This window comes from Kribbella sp. NPDC059898, from assembly GCF_042730855.1.
In the GTDB taxonomy this organism is placed as follows: Bacteria; Actinomycetota; Actinomycetes; order Propionibacteriales; family Kribbellaceae; genus Kribbella.
On record NZ_JBHWKR010000011.1, the window covers coordinates 64113 to 84576 of the forward strand.

23 protein-coding genes are annotated in these 20464 nt (G+C 70.7%); 8 read left to right on the top strand and 15 right to left on the bottom strand.

The features are described 5' to 3' along the window. Window position 1 precedes the first annotated feature (1 nt). From obgE to ACFV9C_RS29945, 10 genes are all read right to left on the bottom strand, one after another. Window positions 2-1585, bottom strand: a complete 1584-nt coding sequence (gene obgE, locus ACFV9C_RS29900; protein WP_380198872.1) for a GTPase ObgE — start codon at window positions 1583-1585, stop codon at window positions 2-4. 110 nt (window positions 1586-1695) lie between these two features. After that, window positions 1696-1956 (bottom strand): 50S ribosomal protein L27, encoded by a 261-nt coding sequence (gene rpmA, locus ACFV9C_RS29905; RefSeq protein WP_130381076.1) that lies wholly within the window; start codon window positions 1954-1956, stop codon window positions 1696-1698. Between the two features lie 12 nt (window positions 1957-1968). Further along, window positions 1969-2283: a 50S ribosomal protein L21 gene (rplU, locus tag ACFV9C_RS29910; RefSeq protein WP_380198873.1), complete on the bottom strand. Its 315-nt coding sequence runs from the start codon at window positions 2281-2283 to the stop codon at window positions 1969-1971. A gap of 112 nt (window positions 2284-2395) precedes the next feature. Continuing rightward, a complete protein-coding gene (locus ACFV9C_RS29915; RefSeq protein WP_380198874.1) occupies window positions 2396-5989 on the bottom strand; it encodes an Rne/Rng family ribonuclease in 3594 nt (1197 codons plus the stop codon). 148 nt (window positions 5990-6137) lie between these two features. Continuing rightward, entirely contained in the window at window positions 6138-6965 is an 828-nt protein-coding gene (locus tag ACFV9C_RS29920) for a TIGR03936 family radical SAM-associated protein (RefSeq protein WP_380198875.1), read from the bottom strand. Window positions 6966-6992: 27 nt separating this feature from the next. Continuing rightward, on the bottom strand, window positions 6993-7859 hold the full coding sequence (locus ACFV9C_RS29925; RefSeq protein WP_380198876.1) for a hypothetical protein: 867 nt from the start codon (window positions 7857-7859) through the stop codon (window positions 6993-6995). Window positions 7860-7927: 68 nt separating this feature from the next. Continuing rightward, window positions 7928-8428, bottom strand: a complete 501-nt coding sequence (locus tag ACFV9C_RS29930; RefSeq protein ID WP_380198878.1) for a DUF1772 domain-containing protein — start codon at window positions 8426-8428, stop codon at window positions 7928-7930. A 113-nt stretch (window positions 8429-8541) separates the two neighbouring features. Further along, on the bottom strand, window positions 8542-8802 hold the full coding sequence (locus tag ACFV9C_RS29935; protein ID WP_380198879.1) for a hypothetical protein: 261 nt from the start codon (window positions 8800-8802) through the stop codon (window positions 8542-8544). After that, complete coding sequence (locus tag ACFV9C_RS29940) at window positions 8790-8960, bottom strand: hypothetical protein (protein WP_380198880.1); 171 nt, start codon at window positions 8958-8960, stop codon at window positions 8790-8792. Before ACFV9C_RS29940 ends, ACFV9C_RS29935 begins: the two co-directional genes overlap by 13 nt. Continuing rightward, window positions 8945-9085 carry a hypothetical protein gene (locus ACFV9C_RS29945; RefSeq protein WP_380198881.1) on the bottom strand — a complete coding sequence of 47 codons (141 nt, stop codon included), beginning with the start codon at window positions 9083-9085 and terminating at the stop codon, window positions 8945-8947. The genes ACFV9C_RS29940 and ACFV9C_RS29945 overlap by 16 nt, the downstream gene beginning before the upstream one ends. Before the next feature lie 148 nt (window positions 9086-9233). Between ACFV9C_RS29945 and ACFV9C_RS29950 the strand changes: the two genes are divergently transcribed. The 3 genes from ACFV9C_RS29950 to ACFV9C_RS29960 are packed head-to-tail and all read left to right on the top strand — an operon-like array spanning window position 9234 to window position 11511. Then, the gene (locus ACFV9C_RS29950) at window positions 9234-10031 is read left to right on the top strand and encodes a lysophospholipid acyltransferase family protein (protein WP_380198882.1); all 798 of its coding nucleotides are present in this window, start codon (window positions 9234-9236) and stop codon (window positions 10029-10031) included. A gap of 39 nt (window positions 10032-10070) precedes the next feature. Then, on the top strand, window positions 10071-10949 hold the full coding sequence (locus tag ACFV9C_RS29955) for a prephenate dehydratase (RefSeq protein ID WP_380198883.1): 879 nt from the start codon (window positions 10071-10073) through the stop codon (window positions 10947-10949). 4 nt (window positions 10950-10953) lie between these two features. Continuing rightward, complete coding sequence (locus ACFV9C_RS29960) at window positions 10954-11511, top strand: AAA family ATPase (RefSeq protein ID WP_380198885.1); 558 nt, start codon at window positions 10954-10956, stop codon at window positions 11509-11511. On the opposite strand, the gene ACFV9C_RS29965 is transcribed toward ACFV9C_RS29960, so the two are convergent. Further along, entirely contained in the window at window positions 11501-11899 is a 399-nt protein-coding gene (locus tag ACFV9C_RS29965) for an NUDIX domain-containing protein (protein WP_380198886.1), read from the bottom strand. The two genes, ACFV9C_RS29960 and ACFV9C_RS29965, sit on opposite strands and share 11 nt — an antisense overlap. 91 nt (window positions 11900-11990) lie before the next feature. On the opposite strand from ACFV9C_RS29965, the gene ACFV9C_RS29970 reads away from it, so the two are divergent. Beyond that, entirely contained in the window at window positions 11991-12914 is a 924-nt protein-coding gene (locus ACFV9C_RS29970; protein WP_380198887.1) for a GNAT family N-acetyltransferase, read from the top strand. A gap of 6 nt (window positions 12915-12920) precedes the next feature. On the opposite strand, the gene ACFV9C_RS29975 is transcribed toward ACFV9C_RS29970, so the two are convergent. The 3 genes from ACFV9C_RS29975 to ACFV9C_RS29985 are packed head-to-tail and all read right to left on the bottom strand — an operon-like array spanning window position 12921 to window position 14400. Continuing rightward, window positions 12921-13223 carry a hypothetical protein gene (locus ACFV9C_RS29975; protein ID WP_380198888.1) on the bottom strand — a complete coding sequence of 101 codons (303 nt, stop codon included), beginning with the start codon at window positions 13221-13223 and terminating at the stop codon, window positions 12921-12923. Then, window positions 13220-13831 (bottom strand): DedA family protein, encoded by a 612-nt coding sequence (locus tag ACFV9C_RS29980; RefSeq protein WP_380198889.1) that lies wholly within the window; start codon window positions 13829-13831, stop codon window positions 13220-13222. The genes ACFV9C_RS29975 and ACFV9C_RS29980 overlap by 4 nt, the downstream gene beginning before the upstream one ends. After that, on the bottom strand, window positions 13828-14400 hold the full coding sequence (locus ACFV9C_RS29985) for a phosphatase PAP2 family protein (RefSeq protein WP_380198890.1): 573 nt from the start codon (window positions 14398-14400) through the stop codon (window positions 13828-13830). The genes ACFV9C_RS29980 and ACFV9C_RS29985 overlap by 4 nt, the downstream gene beginning before the upstream one ends. Window positions 14401-14479: 79 nt before the next feature. Here ACFV9C_RS29985 and ACFV9C_RS29990 point away from each other — a divergent pair, with 79 nt between their 5' ends. From ACFV9C_RS29990 to ACFV9C_RS30005, 4 genes are all read left to right on the top strand, one after another. After that, window positions 14480-14830 (top strand): BlaI/MecI/CopY family transcriptional regulator, encoded by a 351-nt coding sequence (locus ACFV9C_RS29990; protein WP_380198891.1) that lies wholly within the window; start codon window positions 14480-14482, stop codon window positions 14828-14830. Beyond that, window positions 14827-15750 carry a M56 family metallopeptidase gene (locus ACFV9C_RS29995; protein ID WP_380198892.1) on the top strand — a complete coding sequence of 308 codons (924 nt, stop codon included), beginning with the start codon at window positions 14827-14829 and terminating at the stop codon, window positions 15748-15750. Before ACFV9C_RS29990 ends, ACFV9C_RS29995 begins: the two co-directional genes overlap by 4 nt. A 234-nt stretch (window positions 15751-15984) precedes the next feature. Next, window positions 15985-18177: a M43 family zinc metalloprotease gene (locus ACFV9C_RS30000; protein ID WP_380198893.1), complete on the top strand. Its 2193-nt coding sequence runs from the start codon at window positions 15985-15987 to the stop codon at window positions 18175-18177. A gap of 110 nt (window positions 18178-18287) precedes the next feature. Beyond that, window positions 18288-18509: a hypothetical protein gene (locus ACFV9C_RS30005; RefSeq protein ID WP_380198894.1), complete on the top strand. Its 222-nt coding sequence runs from the start codon at window positions 18288-18290 to the stop codon at window positions 18507-18509. A gap of 15 nt (window positions 18510-18524) precedes the next feature. Here the strand turns inward: ACFV9C_RS30005 and ACFV9C_RS30010 are convergent, their stop codons facing one another. After that, on the bottom strand, window positions 18525-20456 hold the full coding sequence (locus tag ACFV9C_RS30010; RefSeq protein ID WP_380198895.1) for a TIGR03960 family B12-binding radical SAM protein: 1932 nt from the start codon (window positions 20454-20456) through the stop codon (window positions 18525-18527). Between the last annotated feature and the right edge of the window lie 8 nt (window positions 20457-20464).

Genomic DNA, 20464 nt, shown 5'->3' on the forward strand with positions numbered 1-20464 from the left:
ATCAACCGTTCTGGTCGAGTTCCTCCGCCGCGGCCAGCTCGCGCGCTTCCTTGCGCGCCTGCTTCGCCGCGGCCTCCGCCGCTCGTTTCGCCTCGGCCGGGGACAGGTCGACCTCGTCGCTGTCCCAGTTCTGGCCGTACTCCGACCAGTCCTCGGACCGCTCCCCCTCGCGGAAGGCGTGGTACTCCGAGTCCTTCTTCTGCCGCCGCTGCGCCGCCGGCCGGGCCTCCTCGAGCCGGTGGTCCTCACCACGCCGGGCGAGGATCTCCGCACCGGCCTGGACGTCCGGCGCGAAGTCGAACACGATCGCGTTCGGCCCGTCGCCGATCACGATCGCGTCGCCCGGCTGTGCGCCGAGCTTGGCCAGCTCATCCTCGACACCGAGCCGGTTCAGCCGGTCCGCGAGGTAGCCGGTCGCCTCCGCGTTCGCGAAGTCGGTCTGCTTCACCCAGCGCTCGGGCTTCTGGCCTTGCACCAGCCAGCCGCCCTCGTCCGGCAGCTGCTTCACCTTGAACTCGGGCCCGCCCTGCACCTGCGGCCGGATCACGATCCGCGTGGTGTCGGGCTTCTCCGCTTCCGCACGACGCCGTACGACGATGTCGGCCATCGCGAACTTCAACGCCTCGAGCCCCTCGTGCGAAGCGGTCGAGATCGGGAACACCCGGTACCCGCGCTCCTGCAGCTCGGCCTGCACCATCTCGGCGATCTCGCGGGCGTCCGGCACGTCGATCTTGTTCAGCGCGACGAGCCGCGGCCGGTCCTCGAGCCCGCCGTGCGCGGTCAGCTCGGCCTCGATCGTGTCCAGGTCGCTCAGCGGATCGCGACCCGGCTCGTACGTCGCGCAGTCGATGACGTGGACCAGCGCCGCACAGCGCTCCACGTGGCGCAGGAAGTCGTGACCGAGGCCGCGGCCCTCGCTCGCGCCCTCAATCAGGCCCGGTACGTCGGCGACCGTGAACGTGGTGTCGCCGGCGACCACGACGCCGAGGTTCGGGATCAGGGTCGTGAACGGGTAGTCCGCGATCTTCGGGCGGGCGCGGCTGATCGCGGCGATCAGCGACGACTTGCCCGCGCTCGGGAAGCCGACCAGGCCGACGTCCGCGACGACCTTCAGCTCCAGGACGAGCGTGCGCTCCTCGCCGTCCTCGCCGAGCAGCGCGAACCCGGGCGCGCGGCGGGTGCTGCTCGCCAGCGCAGCGTTGCCGAGACCGCCCTTGCCGCCCTGGGCCGCGACGAACTCCGCGCCCGGGCCGACGAGATCCGCGAGTACTTCGCCGTTCGCGGTGCTGATCACGGTGCCGTCCGGGACGCCGAGGACCACGTCGCCGCCGTTGCTGCCGGCCTGGTGGTCACCCTTGCCCTGGGCACCGTTGGTCGCGGTGCGGTGGCTGGAACGGTGGTAGTCGACGAGCGTGGTGACATCGGGGTCGACGCGCAGGATCACGCTGCCGCCGTCACCGCCGTTGCCGCCGTCCGGGCCGCCGAGCGGCTTGAACTTCTCCCGGTGCACCGAGGCGCAGCCGTTTCCGCCGCGGCCCGCGGCGACATTCACCGTCACGCGGTCGACGAAGCTGGGGATTGCCATCGGTGTGTCTCTACTTCCTGTCGGGTCCTACATAGACAGCAAAAGGGCGGGTGCGCGGTATTCCGCGACCCGCCCTTTGCAGAGCTTACTGATACGTCCGGGTGGCGGTGTTACTCCGCCGGGGCCGGGACGATGTTGACGACGCGGCGACCGCGCCGGGTACCGAACTCCACGTGGCCCTCGGCCAGCGCGAACAGCGTGTCGTCGCCGCCACGGCCGACCAGGTTGCCCGGGTGGAAGTGCGTGCCGCGCTGCCGGACGATGATCTCGCCGGCGTTGACCAGCTGACCGCCGTACCGCTTCACGCCGAGCCGCTGGGCGTTGGAGTCACGACCGTTGCGGGTCGAGGCCGCTCCCTTTTTGTGTGCCATTTGGTAATCAGCTCACTTCTTCGCGTCGATCGCGGTGACCTTGACCTGGGTGTAGTGCTGACGGTGCCCCTGGCGCTTGCGGTAACCGGTCTTGTTCTTGTACTTCAGGATGTGGATCTTCGGGCCCTTGGTGCGGCCGAGAACCTCGGCCGACACAGCCACGTTGGCCAGCGCCGCAGCGTCGGCCGTCACGGTGTCGCCATCGACGACGAGGACCGCCGGCAGCGCGACGGTGTCGCCCACCTTCTCGGTCAGGCTGTCGATCTCGATGACATCGCCGACGGCGACCTTCTGCTGGGTGCCGCCACTGCGCACGATCGCGTACACCGTGGATCTCACTCTCTGCTGGATCGGAAAACGTATGAAGCATAGGTTCGGTGCGCACATCGGCGCACCGAACGACTAGTTTACAACCACGGGTCGGTAAACCCGAAATCGGTCAGCTGCCGGTGGTGACGAGCTCGGACGGCTCGCCGGCCTCACCCTCGGTAGCGGTCTTGCTCCGGCTCCGGCTGCTCCGCCGCCGCCGGGTGCTCTTGGACGCCCCGTTCTGCGCCGCGTCGGGCGCCTCCTCCGTCGTGCCGGAGGCCGGGAAGCCGGTCGCTTCGGGGCTCACGTGCTCCTCGGCGTCGGCGGAGACCGGGTAGCCGGTCGGTTCCGGCGTACCGTCCTCGTCCTTCTTCACCGTGGCCGCGGCGATCTGGGCCAGCTTCTGCGCGGCGTCGCCGTTGTGCTGCGGCGCCTCCGGCTCGGCGGCCTGCTCGTCGTCGCCACGGTTCTTGCCCCGGCGGCGGCGCGAGCTCTTCCGGCCGCCCTCGTCCGCCTGCGGCGCCTTGGCCTGGTCCTGGCCGTTCTGCTGGCCGTTCCCGGTCGCGGTGCCGTTCTGGGCGTTGCGGCCCTGGCGGCGGGACTCCTTCGGCTCGTCGTGCAGGATCAGCCCGCGCCCACCGCAGTGGTCGCAGTTCTCGCTGAACGCCTCGAGCAGACCGGTACCGATCCGCTTCCGGGTCATCTGGACCAGCCCGAGCGAGGTCACCTCGGCGACCTGGTGCTTGGTCCGGTCCCGGCCCAGGCACTCGACCAGCCGGCGCAGGACGAGGTCCCGGTTCGACTCCAGCACCATGTCGATGAAGTCGATCACGATGATGCCGCCGATGTCGCGGAGCCGGAGCTGCCGGACGATCTCCTCGGCCGCTTCCAGGTTGTTCTTGGTGACGGTCTCCTCGAGGTTGCCCCCGGAGCCGGTGAACTTGCCGGTGTTCACGTCGACGACCGTCATCGCCTCGGTCCGGTCGATGATCAGCGAACCACCCGACGGCAGCCAGACCTTGCGGTCCAGTGCCTTCTTGATCTGCTCGTCGATCCGGTAGCTCGCGAAGACGTCGCCGTCCCCGCTCCACTTCTCGACCCGGTCGGCCAGGTGCGGCGCGACGCCCTCGACGTACTCCCGGACCTGGTCGTACGCCCGGTCGCCGGAGATCACCAGCTTCGCGAAGTCCTCGGTGAACAGATCCCGGACGACGCGGATCAGCAGGTCGGGCTCGCCGTACAGCAGGTGCGGCGCCTGGCCGTTCTTGGACTTCTTGTCGATCTCCTCCCAGGCGGCCTGCAGGCGGCTGACGTCCGAGGTCAGCTCCTCCTCCGAGGCGCCCTCGGCGGCGGTCCGGACGATCACGCCGGCCTCGTCGGGAACGATGTCCTTGAGGATCGTCTTCAGCCGGTTCCGCTCGGTGTCGGGGAGCTTGCGGCTGATACCGCCGTTGCCGCCGCGCGGGACGTACACGACGTACCGGCCGGGCAGGCTGATCTGGTTCGTCAGGCGGGCGCCCTTGTGGCCGATCGGGTCCTTGGTCACCTGGACCAGGACCGACTGGCCCGACTTCAGCACCTGCTCGATCTTGCGCGGACCGTTGGCGCCACCAAGGGTCGCCCAGTCCACCTCACCGGCATACAGCACCGCGTTGCGGCCCTTGCCGATGTCGATGAACGCCGCCTCCATGCTGGGCAGCACGTTCTGCACGCGGCCGAGGTACACGTTGCCGATCAGCGACATCTGCTCGGCGGTGGTCACGTAGTGCTCGACCAGGACGTTGTCCTCGGACACCGCGATCTGGGTCAGGTCCTCGCGGGACCGGATCACCATCGTCCGCTCGACCGACTCGCGGCGGGCCAGGAACTCGGCCTCGGTCACGATCGGCGCACGGCGACGGCCGGCGGCGCGACCTTCGCGGCGGCGCTGCTTCTTCGCCTCCAGGCGGGTCGAGCCCTCGACCGCGGTGATCTCGTTCGCGGTGTTCTTGCTGCGGGGTTCGCGGACCCGTACGACGGTCTCGTCCGGGTCGTCCGCGGACGCGCCGGAGTCCTCGCCCTTACGGCGGCGACGACGACGGCGACGGCGCGACGAACCGCCCGCGGCGTCCTCGTCGTCGGAGTCCGCCGTACCGTCGGAGTCCGCGTCGTCGGCCTGCGCGTCGGAGTCCTCGTCGGGCTCGTCGTCGGACTGCTCGTCGGCGCTGTCCTCCGCACCGTCCGCGTCGCCCGACTTGCGACGACGACGTCCACCCCGGCGACGGCGCCGGCGCCGAGTCCCCTCGCCACCTTCCTCGCCGTCCTCACCCTGGATGTCGGACTGACCGTCCGCCTCGTCGACATCGTCCTGCGCGTCAGCACGGAAGTCGGCGTGCGTGTCGCCGGTGTCAGCGCGCCCGTCGGCCCGGGAGTCGGCGCGGGAGTCGGCGCGCGTGTCGCCTGCGTCGGCGCGGCCGTCGGTGCGGGCCTCGGCGCGGTTGTCTGTGCTCGCGTCGGTGGTGCTGTCGGTGGTGTCGGCAGCTGTGTCGGTGCTCGCTCGGTTGCTGCGGCTGCCGCGGTTGGAGCGGCGGCTGCTGCGCGTCGTGGTCGCCTCGGCTGCTGCCTCGGCGGTGTCGTCGGTCGCGGTGCCGGCCTGCGGCTGCGCGTCGTCGGCAGCCTCGGTCTCGCGGGCTTCGGTCTCGCGGGCCTCGGCGTCGCGGCCGCGGCGGCTGCGGCGACGGCGGGTGGTCGTGGCGGGCTGCTCGTCGACGCCGGGCTCCGGGGTGGCCGGGGTCTCGGTTGCCTCGTCCTCGTCTTCCTGGGAGGCGTTCGGTACGTCGGTGGGCGCCTGGAACAGCACGGCCGCCGGAGCCGGACGCCGCCGGCTACGCCGGGTGGTACTGGGTGCCTCCGCGGCAGCGGCATCCGCAGCTGCGGACGCACCTGCGGACTCGCTCCCCGCGGATGCGGTCGCGCCATCGCTTACCGCACGGCCGGTCGTCGCGGAGCCGGTCGCCGCGCGGCCGGTCGGTGCCGAGCCGGTCGGTGCGGAGCCGGTCGGTGCGGAGCCAGTTGCCGCGCGGCCGGTCGGTGCGGAAGCTGTCGTCGCGTCAGCGGCTGCCGGGTCGGCGGACTTCGTCGTACGGCGGCGGGAGGTGCGCTTGCGGGCGGGCGCCTCGGCGGCCTGCTCGGATGCGCTTGCGGCGGTCGGCGGCTGAGCGTCGGTGGACGCCTGGGAGTTGACGGCGGTCGCGGCGGAGGAGGCAGTCGGCGCCTGGGCGTTGTGCGCCTGGGCGCCAGCGGCCGGCACGCCGGTGGAGTGGGCGTCGGTCTCGGCTGGGGCCGTGAAGGGGGCGGCGGTCTTCTTCGCCGCGCGTTTGCGGGTTGTCTTCGTGGCCGGAGCGGGGGCCTCCGCGGTCTCCGGGACGTCCAGGAGGGATTCCTGGGCGGCGGTGGCCTTCTTGGCCGGGCGCCTGGCGGTGGTCTTCTTGGCGGGCGCGGTCTTGGCGGCGGCCTTCTTCGCCGGGGCCTTCTTCGCGACGGCCTTCTTGGCCGTCTTCTTCGCCGGGGTGGCGTCCGCGGCGACCTCGGCGGCGGGCTCCGGGTCGGCGGTCTTCTTCACCGCGCGCTTGCGCGTCGTGGTGGTCTTCTTCGCGGCTGCCGTCTTCTTGGTGGTACGGCGGGCGGCGGGCTGGGCGGCAGCAGCCGTGCCGGCTGCTTCGGTGGTCGGCTCGTTGTCGAGCATGTAGTGCGGGTCTCCTCAAGCCTTGCGGCGCATCCCCGACCCCTGTCACGGGTCCCGGGCGCCGGCCGTAAGGCGGTCACGGTTCGCCACACCTGGCACCAGTGCCGGCGGTGTAGCGGAAGCCTGCTGGATCCGCCCCGCCCCGCGCTCAGGGCACAGAGGGAGCGGCGGCGTCGCCCTCCGCTGTGTGCGTCTGGCGGGGACCTGCCTGGCCGGTCGCGGTCGCCTGGTTGGCGTCGCGGTCACGAGCGAGCGGGTCTTCCACCGTGCCGGTGTCCGTGGAGAGCGGGCCCTGGGCGAGCCTGGTCAAAAGAGCCGGGCCCGTCACCGTCAGCGTCGCTACCTCGAGCACACCGGCGAGAACGTCGTCGGGTCTCACGGCCGGGGTTCCGTGCCGTAACACCACTTGCAGTATCGCACACGTCGCAACCGACCCCGGTTCACTCGCGACGGTGAGTCGGAGAACGGCAGCCCGACAGTCGAACGAGCGGAGCCCCCGTTTGGTCATGCGCTCGACCAGAATTTCCTCCCGGCCGAGGAACGCCTCGACCGCCGCCGCGGCCGCCGCCGGATCCGCACCCGGCAACGCGATCCGCCACTCGCTGGCCTCCAGCCGCTCGGCCAGCGACCCCAGCCCGGCGACGACGACCTCGAGTACGTCGAGACCGGGCGGCAGCGCCTCGTCCAGCGCCGCCCGGACCTCCTCGGCGTCCCGCTCGTGTGTGAGCGAGATCTCCAAGTACTCCGCCTCCGAGGCGGCCCCGGTCGGCGCGGCGCCGGCGTACGAGATCTTCGGATGCGGGCTGAAGCCGTGCGAGAACGCCACCGGCAGCTCGGCGCGCCGTACGGCGCGCTCGAACGCCCGCTGGAAGTCGCGGTGTGAGGTGAATCGCAGCCGCCCCCGCTTGGCGAACCGGACCCGCAGTTTCTGGACGGCGGGCAGCTGCTGCGACGGCGGAGCTTGTACTGGTGGCACGGGCACAGTGTCTCAGCCCCGCGCCGCTCACTCCGAGGCGGTGTAGCGCTCCGCGGGCGCGAAGGACGGCGTGGTGTCGGGGTCGAGTTCGACGTGTACGTCGCCGCGGAGGTCGTCGAGGACCACGACCCGGCTCCCGTTCGCGGGGACCCGGTCGGGCGAGGTGCGCATCCGGGCCTTGATCTGGTGCGCGCCGGCGGGCGAGTCGTACGCGATCGTGACCTCGAGCTCCGGGCTCTGCCCGAGCCAGAACACGATCCGGCCGAGCTGCACGGTTCCGGCGTACCGGTGGCCGTCGCGGCGCAGCCGTTCGATCGTTGCCTGGCGTTCTCCCGCGGCCACCAGCGCCCCGGGCAGCCTGGCGAGTACGAAGATCCACCAGAGGACGGCGATCAGGGCGAGCGCCGCGGAGATCGCGTACGCCTCGGTGCCGATCCGGAAGTCGAGGGTCCGCCGGAGCGTCCCGGACGGGTCCGCCGAGAAGCCCGTCACGACCGAAGCGCCCGCGCCGACAGCGATCCCTGCCGGCAGTGCCGACCCGACGAGCAGCCCCGCCGCCCGGCTCTGCCCGAGTCGTTGCCGCGCCTCCTCACCGAAGGCGAGCGAGAAGTGCAGGAGGACGTAGGCCACGACGACGGTCGCGAGGATCCGCCACAGCAGCCGGACGCCGCTCGGGAAGCCGACGGCGCACGTCTCGCCCGGCGCCGACGACGCGTTGCACAACCACGACGTTCCCAGCAGACTCGCGGCGCCCCATGCCACGAAGCACAGGGCGCCCAGGACCGCCAGACGGGTCGTCACGCGGCCCGGGGACTCGCCGCGCGCGAGTCCGGTGATGCGCGCCCCGTGGTCGGTGGTCGAGAACACCGGGCGGTCGTCCCACCAGTCCTTCATCACTGCCCCCAGGTCTGTTGCCCGGTCGAACCGTACTGGTGCGGGAGGGGCGTCGGCCAGTGGTGATCTCACGGCTGCATCGCGGACCTGCCGGTCAGGTACAACGCCCAGCCGAGCAGCCCGAAGGAGACGGTGGCGAGCACCGTGCGGACCAGGTTGTACGTCGTCCACTTCGCCTCGTCGAAGGCGGCCCGGGCGGCGGCGACGTCGATCGTGGCGGGATCGCCGGCCGCCCTCAGTGCGTCGTTCAGCGGGACGTTGCCGGCGATCGTGACGATCATCGAGATCAGGTAAAGCACGAACGCGACCGCGATCCACGGCAGCGCCTTCTCCTTCAGGTTGAGCGCGCCCGCGAGGAGCGTGAGCAGCAGGGCGCCGACGAACCCGAGGCCGAGGAACAGCGGGTTCAGGATCGCGCGGTCGACGGCCGTGAACGCGGCCACGAAGGTCCGGTCGTCGGTCTTTCCGAGGCCGGGCATGAACGCGTTCGCGTAGATCCCGTATACGCCGGCCACCAGGCCCGTGGTCATCGTGGCAGCCATCAACGACGCCACCCGCAGTCCGTTCATCTCACTCCTCCAGTACGGCGGGCATCTCCCGCACCAGAAAAGTTAGAAGTTCCGGAGCGCCGGGAACATGTCGCCGAGGCTCACCTCCATGTCCGGGCAACTCACAGCCGCGCTCACTGACCGGACCGCGGGCCGGTCACCCGGTTCGGCGCCTCCAGATCGACCGGCGCCGGGGCGTTTCCGGAGCAGCTGAGCGGTCCGTCGATCGTGTTGCCCGCCAGCGCGACCGGGTCCGCCGTACGGCTGCCGGTCGGCCGCCAGACGCCTGTACCGGCGTACATCCCGCCCTCGTAGCCGCCGATCGTGCCGCCGGACTCCGACGGCTCCCCCAGCCACCGCCACCACTTCTGGTGCGGCGTGATCAGCGCGGACAACGCGTTGCCCCGGACGCGGTCGCGTACGTCCCGCCCGCCCCGCCGTACGTGTCGCTGTTGCCGATAGCAAGAATCTGCCGGTTGGCGGCGGTTGTGCCCGGGACCAGGTCGGCGTACCGCGTGGCCGCCGCCTGGTCGACGGTCAGCAGTCGCTGCACGCTGTTCGGGTTGCAGCCGCCTGGATCGGTACGACGTTCGCGGTCGGCGCGGCGGCCCGTGCCGGGAGCGTCACCAGGTCCCCGGCGAGCAGCGCGAGTACGGCGGTCAGGAGCTTGGCGCGCATGGTTCCTCCCACACCGGGGCGACGGTGCCGTCAGCAGCTTACGAAGACCGGCGCCGGAGTGTGAGGAGTTCCCGCGTGGCGAGCTGGCCCCGAACCGGGCCGTCGTGCGGCATCATGTGATTTCGGGGAACGTGAGGAGAGGACTTCGATGACGGAACCGGCACAGTCGCCGCGGCGGGAGCCGGACCCTGCGGTCGTGGATGCCGGAGACGGCGACGGCAAGGGCATCTACTGGGTGCTGAAGAACCTGGTCGTCGGGCCGCCGGTGAAGCGGATCTTCCGGCCGAAGATCGTCGGCGCGGAGAACGTCCCGGACACCGGCGCGGCGATCATCGCCAGCAACCACCTCTCGTACTCCGACTGGATCTTCATGCCGCTGGTGCTGCGCCGGCGGGTGACGTTCGTGGCGAAGTCCGACTACTTCACCGGGGCCGGGATCAAGGGCCGGTTCCAGCGCGGGTTCTTCAAGGGCACCGGGCAGGTGCCGATCGACCGCTCCGGCGGGTCGGCGTCCGAGGGCGCGATGCGGGCCGGGATGAAGGTGCTGGAGCGCGGCGAGCTGTTCGGGATCTACCCCGAGGGCACCCGCTCGCACGACGGGCGGCTGTACAAGGGCCGGACCGGCGTCGCCCGGCTCGCGCTGGAGGCGAAGGTGCCGGTGATCCCGTGCGGCGTGATCGGTACCGACGTGGTCGCCCCGCCCGGGAAGATCGTTGCGTCGTTCGCATCGCCGACGGTGAAGTTCGGCGAGCCGCTGGACTTCTCCCGGTACGAGGGGATGGAGAGCGACCGGCTGATCCTGCGCGCCGTCACCGACGAGATCATGTACAAGATCATGGAGCTGTCCGGGCAGGAGTACCTCGACATGTACGCCACCAAGGCCAAGGCGCTCGAGGGCCGCGCGGTCACCGGAGCGCCGGAGAAGGTCCGCAAGACGGACACCTGATCCGGGTCGTGAGACGGGATGGGTCTACGCTGGGAGACCGTGGAAGGTCCGATCGCATACCAGGGTGAGCCAGGCGCCAACTCGGCGATGGCGTGCACCGACATGTTCCCCGAGCGCGAGCAGCTGCCCTGTACGACGTTCGAGGACGCCCTCGACGCGGTCAGCAGCGGACGTGCCGGGCTGGCGATGATCCCGGTGGACAACTCGATCGCCGGCCGGGTCGCGGACATCCACCACCTGCTCCCGGAGTCCGGGCTGCACATCGTCGGCGAGTACTTCCTGCCGATCCACTTCCAGCTGCTCGGCGTTCCGGGTACGTCGCTGGACCGGATCCGGACCGTCCGCAGCCACGTGCACGCGCTCGGGCAGTGCCGGAAGATCATCCGCGAGCACGGGTGGTCGACGGTCGTCGCCGACGACACCGCGGGTGCCGCGCGGGAGGTGTCGGAGCTCGGCGATCCCACCGTCGCGTCGCTGTCGCCGGTGGCCGCGGCCGGGCTGTACGGGCTGGAGACGCTGGCGTCCGACGTCGAGGACGAGCACCACAACACGACCCGGTTCCTCGTGCTGTCGCGGGAGCCCGACGTACCGCCGGTGGGTTCTGGGCCGGTCATCACGTCGTTCGTGTACCGGGTGCGGAACGTGTCGGCGGCGCTGTACAAGGCGCTCGGCGGGTTCGCGACGAACAGCGTGAACATGACCAAGCTGGAGTCGTACCAGCTCGGCGGGATGTTCTTCGCGACCCAGTTCTACGCCGACATCGAGGGCCACCCCGAGGAGCCGAACGTCGCCCTCGCCCTCGAGGAACTGGCCTTCTTCTCGGTCGAGGTCCGCATCCTCGGCGTCTACCCCGCCAACGAGTTCCGCGCCCAAATCGCCGAACCAGCCGCCAACCGAGCCCTCCGCCCCCACCACTGACCCCATGCGAGTCCTGCTGATCGGCGGGACGTCCAACGTCGGCAAATCCACTGCAGCGGAGGCGCTGGCGGCGCGGCTCGGGTTCACGTACGTGTCGACGGACCGGCTCGGGCGTCACCCCGGGCGGCCGTGGGGCGACGTACCGGCGCATGTGGTGGAGCACTATCGGTCGCACGATGCCGGGGCTCTGATCGACGGGCTCCTGGCGCACTACGAGCGGATGTGGCCGCGCATCGAGGAGCTGGTCACGGCACATGCGGTCGACGGGCCCGGGCTGGTACTGGAGGGGTCGGGCGTGTGGCCGGAGTACGTGCGGCGCCTGACCACGCCGTACACCTCCGCGGTCTGGTTGACCGCGTCGGAGCAGGTGCTCACGAGCCGCATCCAGCAGGCGAGCGGCTACCGCACTCTCCCCCACGACGGCCGCCACCTGGTCGACCAGTTCCTGGCCCGCACCACCCGCTACCAACACCGCATGCTCGCCTACCTCGACGACCTGCCACACATCAGCACCCCCGCGGGACCCACGCAGATCCTCGAGGCGGCACGTTCTATTTGCTGAGCACGTGACGCACGAGTGTACTCAGGCGGTGGTGGTCGTCGGTGTGGAGGTCGAACCACTCGGTGCCGTTGGTGTCTGGGGAACGGACCGGGGTGGTCGCGGTGGGGGCTGGTACGTCGGTGAAGACGCCGTGGTGGTGGAAGTCGATCGGGGTGCCGGCGGAGGTGTGGGCGACGTGGAAGGTGAAGGGGGTGAAGGGGCCGGTCACGGGGAATTGGGCGCCTAGCTCCTCGTGGAGTTCGCGTTGGAGGGTCTCGGCCCAGGACTCGCCCGGTTCGGGTTGGCCGCCGGGGAGGTCCAGGAGGCCGGTGTACGGGCCGCGGGTTTTGTGGACCAGTAGGACGTGGGTGCCGGCGCGGATTCGGGCGTAAACGCCGAAGTGCTCCATCGGCGCATGGTAGGCGTGCGCATAGGGTGCGGCTATGGAGATTGTGAGTGTGGATGGGACTGATGGTGAGGTTTTTCGGCGGTTTTATGGGGTGAAGTTCGGGGTTCGGCGGGAGGAGTTGGAGTTTCCGTCTGGGTTGGGGGTTGAGGAAGCTCGGGTGGTGATGGCCGGTACGCATGCGGATGTGCGGGCCGAAGGCCTCGGGATGGTGGTGGACGGGGTCTGGGTGGGGGTTGCGTGGCTGGACTGGTGGTTGGTGGGGAACACCGACACCGTGGACGTCGAGCTCGCGGTGGTTCCGGAGTACCGGCGGCGCGGGGTGGCGAGCAGGCTGCTGGAGGTGGCGGTCGGGCGGGCGCGGGATGCGGGGCGGCGGATCGTGTCGGGGACGAACACGGCGGGTGATCCGGAGACCGGGGAGAGCCCGGGTACGGCGTTCGCGCGGGCGCGGGGGTTCGTGCAGAAGCACGCCGAGCTGCACCAGGTGGTCGAGCTGCCGATCGAAGGGCTCGTCGAGCAGCCCGTCGACGGGTACGAGATCGTCCAGTGGCGTGAGCACGTGCCGGACGCGTGGATGGAGCAGTTCGTCGAGCTGCTCAGCGGGATGAGCGAGGACGTCCCGACCGGTGACCGTACGGACGAGCCGGTGCGCTGGACGCCCGAGCTGGTCCGCGACGCCGAGGCCCGGCGGGTCGCGCAGGGGCGGTTCACGTACACGACGGCCGCGGTCCACACCGCCTCGGGCGAGCTGGCGGCGTACACCCAGATGGGCGGTACGCCGGAGACTCCGGAGCGGCTGAACCAGTACGACACGTACGTACGCCGTACGCACCGCGGCAACCGGCTGGGGATCGCGGTCAAGCTGCCCAACCTGGCGGCCCTCCAAGCCGGCATCGCCCGCCCGGCGGTGCTGCACACCTGGAACGCCCCCGAGAACGCCCCGATGATTGCCGTCAACAACAAGATCGGCTTCCGTCCAGTCGCCCAACGCACCGCCTGGGAACGCGAGCTCTGAGAGCGACTACGAACGGCGGGTCAGGTACCAGGTGCCGGCGATGGCGACGCCTACCAGGAAGAGGGCGGTGAGTTCGTCGCGGAGTTCGCGGCGTACGGCGTTGTTCTCGCCGGCGCAGTCGGCCAGGTGGTGCAGGACCTGGGTGCGGGTGGTGTGGGGCTGCTCGGCGGCGCAGACGACGACCTCGGTGGAGACGGTGTGGATCTGGCCCCTGTGCTCGATCGCGTCCGGGAAGGCCCAGGCGAGCAGTACGCCGACCGCGACCACCGTCAGCACCAGCCAGGCGACGACCTTCCGGGAGCTGATCATGCGACCCGCTCCCGCCGGTGCTTGCGGATCCGCCAGGCGACGATCACGACCACGACGATGCCCGCGACGACCAGCGCCGCGGCGCGGCCGAACGTCTTCTCGACCTTCGAGTACGAGTTGCCGGCCAGGTACCCGAGCAGCACCACCGCGGTCCCCCAGACGGCCCCGCCGGCCGCGTTGAACGCGAGGAACTTCAGGTACCGCATACCCGACATCCCCGCCAGCGCGGGCATGGTGGCCCGGAAGAACGCCACGAACCGGCCCAGGAACACGGCCGTGCCGCCGCGCTCGGCGAGCTGTTTACGGGCCGCGTCGAGGCGCCCGGTGTGCCGGGACAGCGCCCGGATCCGGAGCAGCCGCGGCCCGAAGTACCGCCCGACCTCGTACCCGACGGTGTCGCCGAGGATCGCCGCCAGGATCACGACGACGAGCACGATCGGCAGCGACGCGTGCCCGAGCGCCGCGGTCACACCACCGAGGACGGCGGCCGTCTCACCGGGCAGCACGAACCCGACGAACAGCGCGTCCTCGGCGAACACCAGCAGCCCGACCATCCCGTACACGGCGATCCCGTGCAGCCCGAGCAGCCAGTCCGTCAGTCCCTTCATGACAGCAGAACCACCCGCAGCCGTGTCTCCGCGACCGCGCGCACTCCCCAGCTCAACGCCCGGCGCACCAGCAACCAGGTGCCGACGGCAACGACCGCGCCGAGCGCCAGCCCGGCGAGCACGTCGCCCGGGTAGTGCGCGGCGATGTAGACCCGGGTGAGCGCCATCAGCACCGCGGCCGCGGCCGCGGCGATCCCGAGCCGCCGGTTCACGATCCACAACCCGGCCGCGACCGCGCTGGCCATCGTCGCGTGGTCCGACGGGAACGACGGGTCGGTACTGCGGTTCGCGAGCACCAGGATGCCCGGCAGCGTCGTGTACGGGCGGGCCTCGTGGACCGCGTGCACGATCGGTTGGTTGACTGCCACAGCCAACAGCGTCGCACCTCCCGCACTGATCGCCGCAGCCACCCCCAGCACCTGGCCGGAACGGCGCGCGATCCACCACCCGGCGACCAGCAGTACGCCGAACAGCACCACGCCGTACTGCGCGTAGAACTGGGCCGGCGCATGCAGCCACGGTGTGGCGCGTGCGAACGCGTTGAACTGCATGAACAGCCAGTGGTTCACCCTGGATCCCCTCTTACTACAATTCGGGTAGTAGATTGATGCTACTACGTTCTTTGTAGTAGTCGTGAGGAGACCGCTGATGAGTCGTGCCCGGGGCGACCTGGAGCAGCAGGTGTTCGCCGCCCTCGCGGCCGGCGACGGCGCGATGACCACGTCCGACGTCCGCGACGCGCTCGGCGGCGAGCTGGCGTACACGACCGTGATGACCGTGCTCGGCCGGATGGCGGAGAAGGGCCTGGCGACGCGGACCCGGGTCGGCCGGTCGTACGAGTACACCGCGGTCGTCGACTCGGCCGAGGTCGCCGCACACCAGATCCACCGTCTGCTGGACGCCCGCGGCGACCGCGCCGCCGTACTCACCCGCTTCGCCCGCAGCCTGTCCGCCGAGGAGTCTCAGCTCCTCGTCGACCTCCTCCAGGACTCCGAGTGACGACGGCCGCGGTCCTCGGGTTGATCGCGATCGTCGGCTACGCGGTGGTCGCGCCGGTTGCGAGTCGCCGGCTGGCGCCGTCCGGGGCCACGAGGTTGCTGATCATCGGCAATGTCTTGTCGGCGGCCAGCGGCGTGTTCATCCTGGCGGTGCTCGCGTTCACGTGGATCGGGCAGTTCCCGTTCGTCGCCGAGGAGGGCGCCTGGTCCCCCGCGCTGCTGCGCGTCGACAGCCCGGTGCCCGCGTGGCCCGCCGCGATCGCGGGCTGCCTGGTGCTGCTCGCGCTGGTCTCGGTGCTCGTCACCGGGCTCCGGCAGATGCGCGCGCTGGTCGAAGTACATCGCGCGTGCCGCGACCTCACCGCGGTCGGCGATCTCGTCGTACTCGACGACGAACGGCCGGACGCGTTCAGTACGCCGCAGCCGGCGGGCCGGGTGATCGTCACCAGCGGCCTGCTCCGCGCGCTCGATCCGCGCCAGCGCGCCGTACTGCTGGCGCACGAGAAGTCGCACCTCGTCCACCACCACGCCTGGTGGAACCTGGCCGCCGGTCTCGCCGCGGCCGTCAATCCGGTCCTGCGCCCCGCCGCCCGGGCCGCCGCGACCGCCGTCGAGCGCTGGGCCGACGAGGACGCGGCACGCGCGGTCGGCGACCGTCGACTGGTCGCCACGACGCTGGTCCGGGTCGCCCAGCTCCAGACGCGGTTCGCGCATCCGGTCCCGCTGGTGGCCGCCACCGGTGGGGACCTGGAAGCGCGGGTGCGCGCGCTTCTCGCCCCACCACCGCGCCGCAGGCCGTTCGTGATCGCGGCGACGATCGCGGTGTTCGCCGTCGGCGCGCTGCCGGCGGCCGCCGTACAGCACACCGGCGAGGCGCTGTTCGAGCACGCCGAGCGGCCGGGCGTCGGACAACACACCTGATTGAAAGTCCTCAACGCCACAAGGGGTCTCGGTGGAGTGGAGTACCGGTGCGCGAAGGGTTGTGCGCGCGCGGTGACGGGTGGATCGTGAACACAGAGCAGTGACTTGGGGGCCGACTGTTCGGTGGGGGAAGGCGGCGGGACCGCCTTCGGTCGAGGTGTGCGCTGGGGGTGAGCTCCTCGGTTCGGCACACGTACGCCGGTCTGCTCGCGTGCCCCCGCGGAAGGGGGAGACATGCCGAAGAAGGCCAAGAGCGACGGTGCGGCGAACGCCGGCATGAGCGGTGGCGGGTCGCCCGCCGCCGACATGGGTGGTGGTGGATCGGCCGCTCCGGACATGGGCAGTGGTGGGACACCGTCCGGGGCGGGGATGAACGGCGGCGGGACGGCTTCCGGGCTCGGGATGAGCGGTGGCGGTACGGCGGGTGGTGCCGGTATGAGCGGCGCGACCGAGGACGGGCGGACGGACACCCCGAGCCGCCGGCAGTGCGGGGTGATGGAGGTGCACCGGCGACTGCTGTCGACGTCACCGGAGTACGCCGCCCGCCGCTCCGCGCTGGAGACCGCGACGCTGAGCTACCTGGCCCGGCCGGAACGGTTCTCCGGGACCGCGCGGATCCCGGTCGTGGTCCACGTGGTCTGGAACACGAACGCGCAGAACATCTCGCAGGCCCAGATCGACAGCCAGATCGACGTACTGAACCGCGACTACCGCGCCACCAACCCGGACACCAGCATCGTGCCGGGCGTGTTCAGCGGCCTGATCGCGGACGCCCAGGTCGAGTTCTTCCTGGCCACCCAGGACCCGGGCGGCAACCCGACGAACGGCGTCACCCGGACCCAGACCAGCACCGCGAGCTTCACCACCGACGACAAGGTGAAGGCCACCGCGACCGGCGGCATCGACCCGTGGCCGGCCGACAAGTACCTGAACATCTGGGTCTGCCAGCTCGGCGGCGGCCTCCTCGGGTACGCGCAGTTCCCGGGCGGACCGGCGAACACCGACGGCGTGGTGATCCTGCACAGCGGGTTCGGCACCAACGGTACGGCGGCCGCGCCGTTCGACCTCGGCCGGACGACGACCCACGAGGTCGGGCACTTCCTGAACCTGTTCCACATCTGGGGCGACGACGGCAGCGGGTGCACCGGCAGCGACGAGTGCGACGACACCCCGAACGCGGCCGGCCCGAACTTCGGCGTACCGACGTTCCCGCACGTCACCTGCAGCAACGGGCCGAACGGCGACCTGTTCTACGACTACATGGACTACACCGACGACCGCGGCATGGTCATGTTCACCACCGACCAGGTGGCGCGGATGCAGGCCACGCTGGAGACCGTCCGCAAGGATCTGCCGGTCTTCGACACCGCGCGAACGACGCCCGTACCGGCGGGCTCGGTGGTGTCGTGGGGCGCGAACCGGCTGGACGCGTTCGTCCTCGGTACCGACCTCGCGATGTATCACAAGTGGTGGGACGGATCGGCCTGGGGGCCGTCGGTCGCGGGGTACGAGTCCCAGGGCGGCATCTGTATGAGCGCCCCTGAGGTCGCGTCCTGGGCGCCGAACCGGCTGGACGCCTTCGTCCTCGGCACGGACCACGCGCTCTACCACAAGTGGTGGGACGGCTCCTCCTGGAACGGTTATGAATACCTCGGCGGCGTCTGTATGTCGCACCCGCGGCTGGCGACCTGGGGTCCGAACCGGCTGGACGCCTTCGTGCTCGGAACGGACCGGGCCCTGTACCACAAGTGGTGGGACGGCTCGTCGTGGAACGGGTACGAGTACCTGGGCGGGATCTGCATGAGCCCGCCCGAGGTCGTTGCCTGGGGCCCCGATCGGCTCGACGCGTTCGTGCTCGGCACCGACAACGCGGTCTACCACAAGTGGTGGGACGGCTCGTCCTGGAACGGATACGAGTACCTCGGCGGCGTCTGCGCGTCGCCGCCGCGAGTGGTTGCCTGGGGCCCGAACCGGCTGGACATGTTCGTGATCGGCACCGACTCGGCGTTGTACCACAAGTGGTGGGACGGCTCGTCGTGGAACGGCTGGGAGTACATGGGCGGCGTCTGTACGTCGGCGCCGACCGTGGTCTCCTGGGGTTCGGACCGGCTGGACGTGTTCCTGCTCGGGACGGACTCGGCGCTCTACCACAAGTGGTGGGACGGCTCCGCGTGGGGACCGTCGGTCACCGGGTACGAGTACCTGGGCGGGATCTGCACCGGCGAACCACGGGTCGTCTCGTGGGACACGAACCGGCTGGACGTGTTCGTCACCGGCACCGACAAGCAGCTGTACCACAAGTGGTGGGACGGATCCGCCTGGGGACCGTCGGTCACCGGGTACGAGGCGCTCGGCGGCGTGATCAGCGACTTCAAGGTGACGATCCCGGAGTCGCCCGCCTCGATCGGACAGGCGGTGGGGATCTGACCAGCTCACCGGTCGGCCACTGGACGCATTCCTTCGAGGAGGACCACGACGGGATCAGCGTCTACCGCCGCGACGACTACGCCTTCCCGCCGGCCCGCGGCCGGCGGGGGGTGGAGTTCCGCGCCGACGGCACCCTGGTGGACTACGCGATCGGCCGCGGCGACGCCCCCGAAGCAGGACCGGGCGGACGCTGGGACGCCACCGGCCGGCTCGCCCTGACGTCGGGGAAGACCGGCCGGATCGTCACGTCGGACCCTGACCGGCTCGACATCACCTGGCAGCCCCTCGCTGGGGAGGACGTCCCTCCTGGTTCTCCCCAGCGTGGGCTTTGAGCTGTCCGCCCGCAGCTAGACGACCGAGAGCGGCAAGAGCTTCTTGCCGGTCGGGCCGATCTGGATTTCGGTGCCCATCTGCGGACACACGCCGCAGTCGAAGCACGGGGTCCAGCGGCAGTCTTCGACCTCGATGGCGCCGTCTTCCTCGAGGGAGTCCTGCCAGTCCTCCCACAGCCAGTCGCGGTCCAGGCCCGAGTCCAGGTGGTCCCACGGGAGGACTTCGGCGTACTCGCGTTCCCGCGTCGTGTACCAGGCCAGGTCGACCGGCTCGTCGGCGAGCGCCTGCTCGGTGCAGGCGACCCAGCGGTCATACGAGAAGTGCTCGCTCCAGCCGTCGAACCGGCCGCCGTCGCGCCAGACCGCCTCGATCACGCGGCCGACCCGGCGGTCGCCGCGGGACAGCAGGCCCTCGATGATGCCGGGCTTGCCGTCGTGGTACCGGAAACCGATCGCCTTCGCGTACTGCTTCTCCGAGCGGATCGCCGCGCCGAGCTTCGCCAGCCGCGCGTCGGTCTCCTCCGCGCCGAGCTGGGCGGCCCACTGGAACGGCGTGTGCGGCTTCGGCACGAACCCGCCGATCGACACCGTGCAGCGGATGTCGCGCCGCCCGGACGCCTCCCGCCCGGTCGCGATCACCTTCTTCGCCAGGTCCGCGATCGCCAGCACGTCCTCGTCGGTCTCGGTCGGCAGACCGCACATGAAGTACAGCTTCACCTGCCGCCAGCCGTGGCTGTACGCCGCCGCGACCGTGCGGATCAGGTCCTCCTCGGTGACCATCTTGTTGATCACCTTGCGCATCCGGTCCGACCCGCCCTCGGGCGCGAACGTCAGCCCGGAGCGGCGCCCGTTCCGCGAGAACTCGTTCGCCAGCGTGATGTTGAAGGCGTCGACCCTTGTCGACGGCAACGACAGCGAGACGTTGCTGCCCTCGTACCGGTCCCCCAGGCCCTTCGCCACCTCGGCGATCTCACTGTGGTCGGCCGACGACAGGCTGAGCAGACCGACCTCCTCGAACCCGGACTGCTTCAGCCCGTTCTCGACCATGTTGCCGATCGTGGTGATGCTGCGCTCGCGGACCGGGCGGGTGATCATCCCCGCCTGGCAGAACCGGCAGCCGCGGGTGCAGCCGCGGAAGATCTCCACGGAGTACCGCTCGTGCACGGTCTCGGCCAGCGGGACCAGCGGCTTCTTCGGGTACGGCCACGCGTCGAGGTCCATCACCGTGTGCTTCGCGGTCCGGAACGGTACGCCGGGACGGTTCGGGGTGACGCGCTGGATCCGCCCGTCCTCGAGGTAGTCGACGGTGAAGAACCGCGGGATGTACACGCCGCCGGACTTCGCCAGCCGGAGCAGCACCTCGTCCCGTCCGCCCGGGCGGCCCTCGGCCTTCCACTCCCGGATCACCTCGGAGATCGCCAGCACGATCTCCTCGCCGTCCCCCATCACCGCCGCGTCGATGAAGTCGGCGATCGGCTCCGGGTTGAACGCCGCGTGCCCGCCGGCCAGCACGATCGGGTCCTCGTCGGTCCGGTCCGCGGCGTGCAGCGGGATCCCGGCCAGGTCCAGCGCGGTCAGCATGTTCGTGTACCCGAGCTCGGTCGAGAACGACAGCCCGAACACGTCGAACGCCCGCACCGGCCGGTGCGAGTCGAGCGTGAACTGCGGGATCGCGTTCTCCCGCATCACCTTCTCCATGTCCGGCCAGACGGAGTACGTCCGCTCGGCCAGAATGTGCTCCCGCTCGTTGAGCACCTCGTACAGGATCTGCACACCCTGGTTCGGCAGCGCGACCTCGTAGGCGTCCGGGTACATCAGCGCCCACCGCACACTGACCGCGTCCCACTCCTTGCTGACCGAGTTCAGTTCACCCCCGACGTACTGGATCGGCTTCTGCACGGACGGCAGCAACGCCTCCAGGCGCGGGAACAACGATTCGACAGTCATAAACACTT

Excerpts from the sequence above, each read along its gene's own strand:
- obgE (WP_380198872.1), bottom strand. The coding sequence starts at position 1,585 with ATGGCAATCCCCAGCTTCGTCGACCGCGTGACGGTGAATGTCGCCGCG.
- rpmA (WP_130381076.1), bottom strand. The coding sequence starts at position 1,956 with ATGGCACACAAAAAGGGAGCGGCCTCGACCCGCAACGGTCGTGACTCC.
- ACFV9C_RS29915 (WP_380198874.1), bottom strand. The coding sequence starts at position 5,989 with ATGCTCGACAACGAGCCGACCACCGAAGCAGCCGGCACGGCTGCTGCC.
- ACFV9C_RS29925 (WP_380198876.1), bottom strand. The coding sequence starts at position 7,859 with ATGAAGGACTGGTGGGACGACCGCCCGGTGTTCTCGACCACCGACCAC.
- ACFV9C_RS29930 (WP_380198878.1), bottom strand. The coding sequence starts at position 8,428 with ATGAACGGACTGCGGGTGGCGTCGTTGATGGCTGCCACGATGACCACG.
- ACFV9C_RS29945 (WP_380198881.1), bottom strand. The coding sequence starts at position 9,085 with ATGCGCGCCAAGCTCCTGACCGCCGTACTCGCGCTGCTCGCCGGGGAC.
- ACFV9C_RS29950 (WP_380198882.1), top strand. The coding sequence starts at position 9,234 with ATGACGGAACCGGCACAGTCGCCGCGGCGGGAGCCGGACCCTGCGGTC.
- ACFV9C_RS29960 (WP_380198885.1), top strand. The coding sequence starts at position 10,954 with ATGCGAGTCCTGCTGATCGGCGGGACGTCCAACGTCGGCAAATCCACT.
- ACFV9C_RS29965 (WP_380198886.1), bottom strand. The coding sequence starts at position 11,899 with ATGGAGCACTTCGGCGTTTACGCCCGAATCCGCGCCGGCACCCACGTC.
- ACFV9C_RS29975 (WP_380198888.1), bottom strand. The coding sequence starts at position 13,223 with ATGATCAGCTCCCGGAAGGTCGTCGCCTGGCTGGTGCTGACGGTGGTC.
- ACFV9C_RS29980 (WP_380198889.1), bottom strand. The coding sequence starts at position 13,831 with ATGAAGGGACTGACGGACTGGCTGCTCGGGCTGCACGGGATCGCCGTG.
- ACFV9C_RS29990 (WP_380198891.1), top strand. The coding sequence starts at position 14,480 with ATGAGTCGTGCCCGGGGCGACCTGGAGCAGCAGGTGTTCGCCGCCCTC.
- ACFV9C_RS30000 (WP_380198893.1), top strand. The coding sequence starts at position 15,985 with ATGCCGAAGAAGGCCAAGAGCGACGGTGCGGCGAACGCCGGCATGAGC.
- ACFV9C_RS30010 (WP_380198895.1), bottom strand. The coding sequence starts at position 20,456 with ATGACTGTCGAATCGTTGTTCCCGCGCCTGGAGGCGTTGCTGCCGTCC.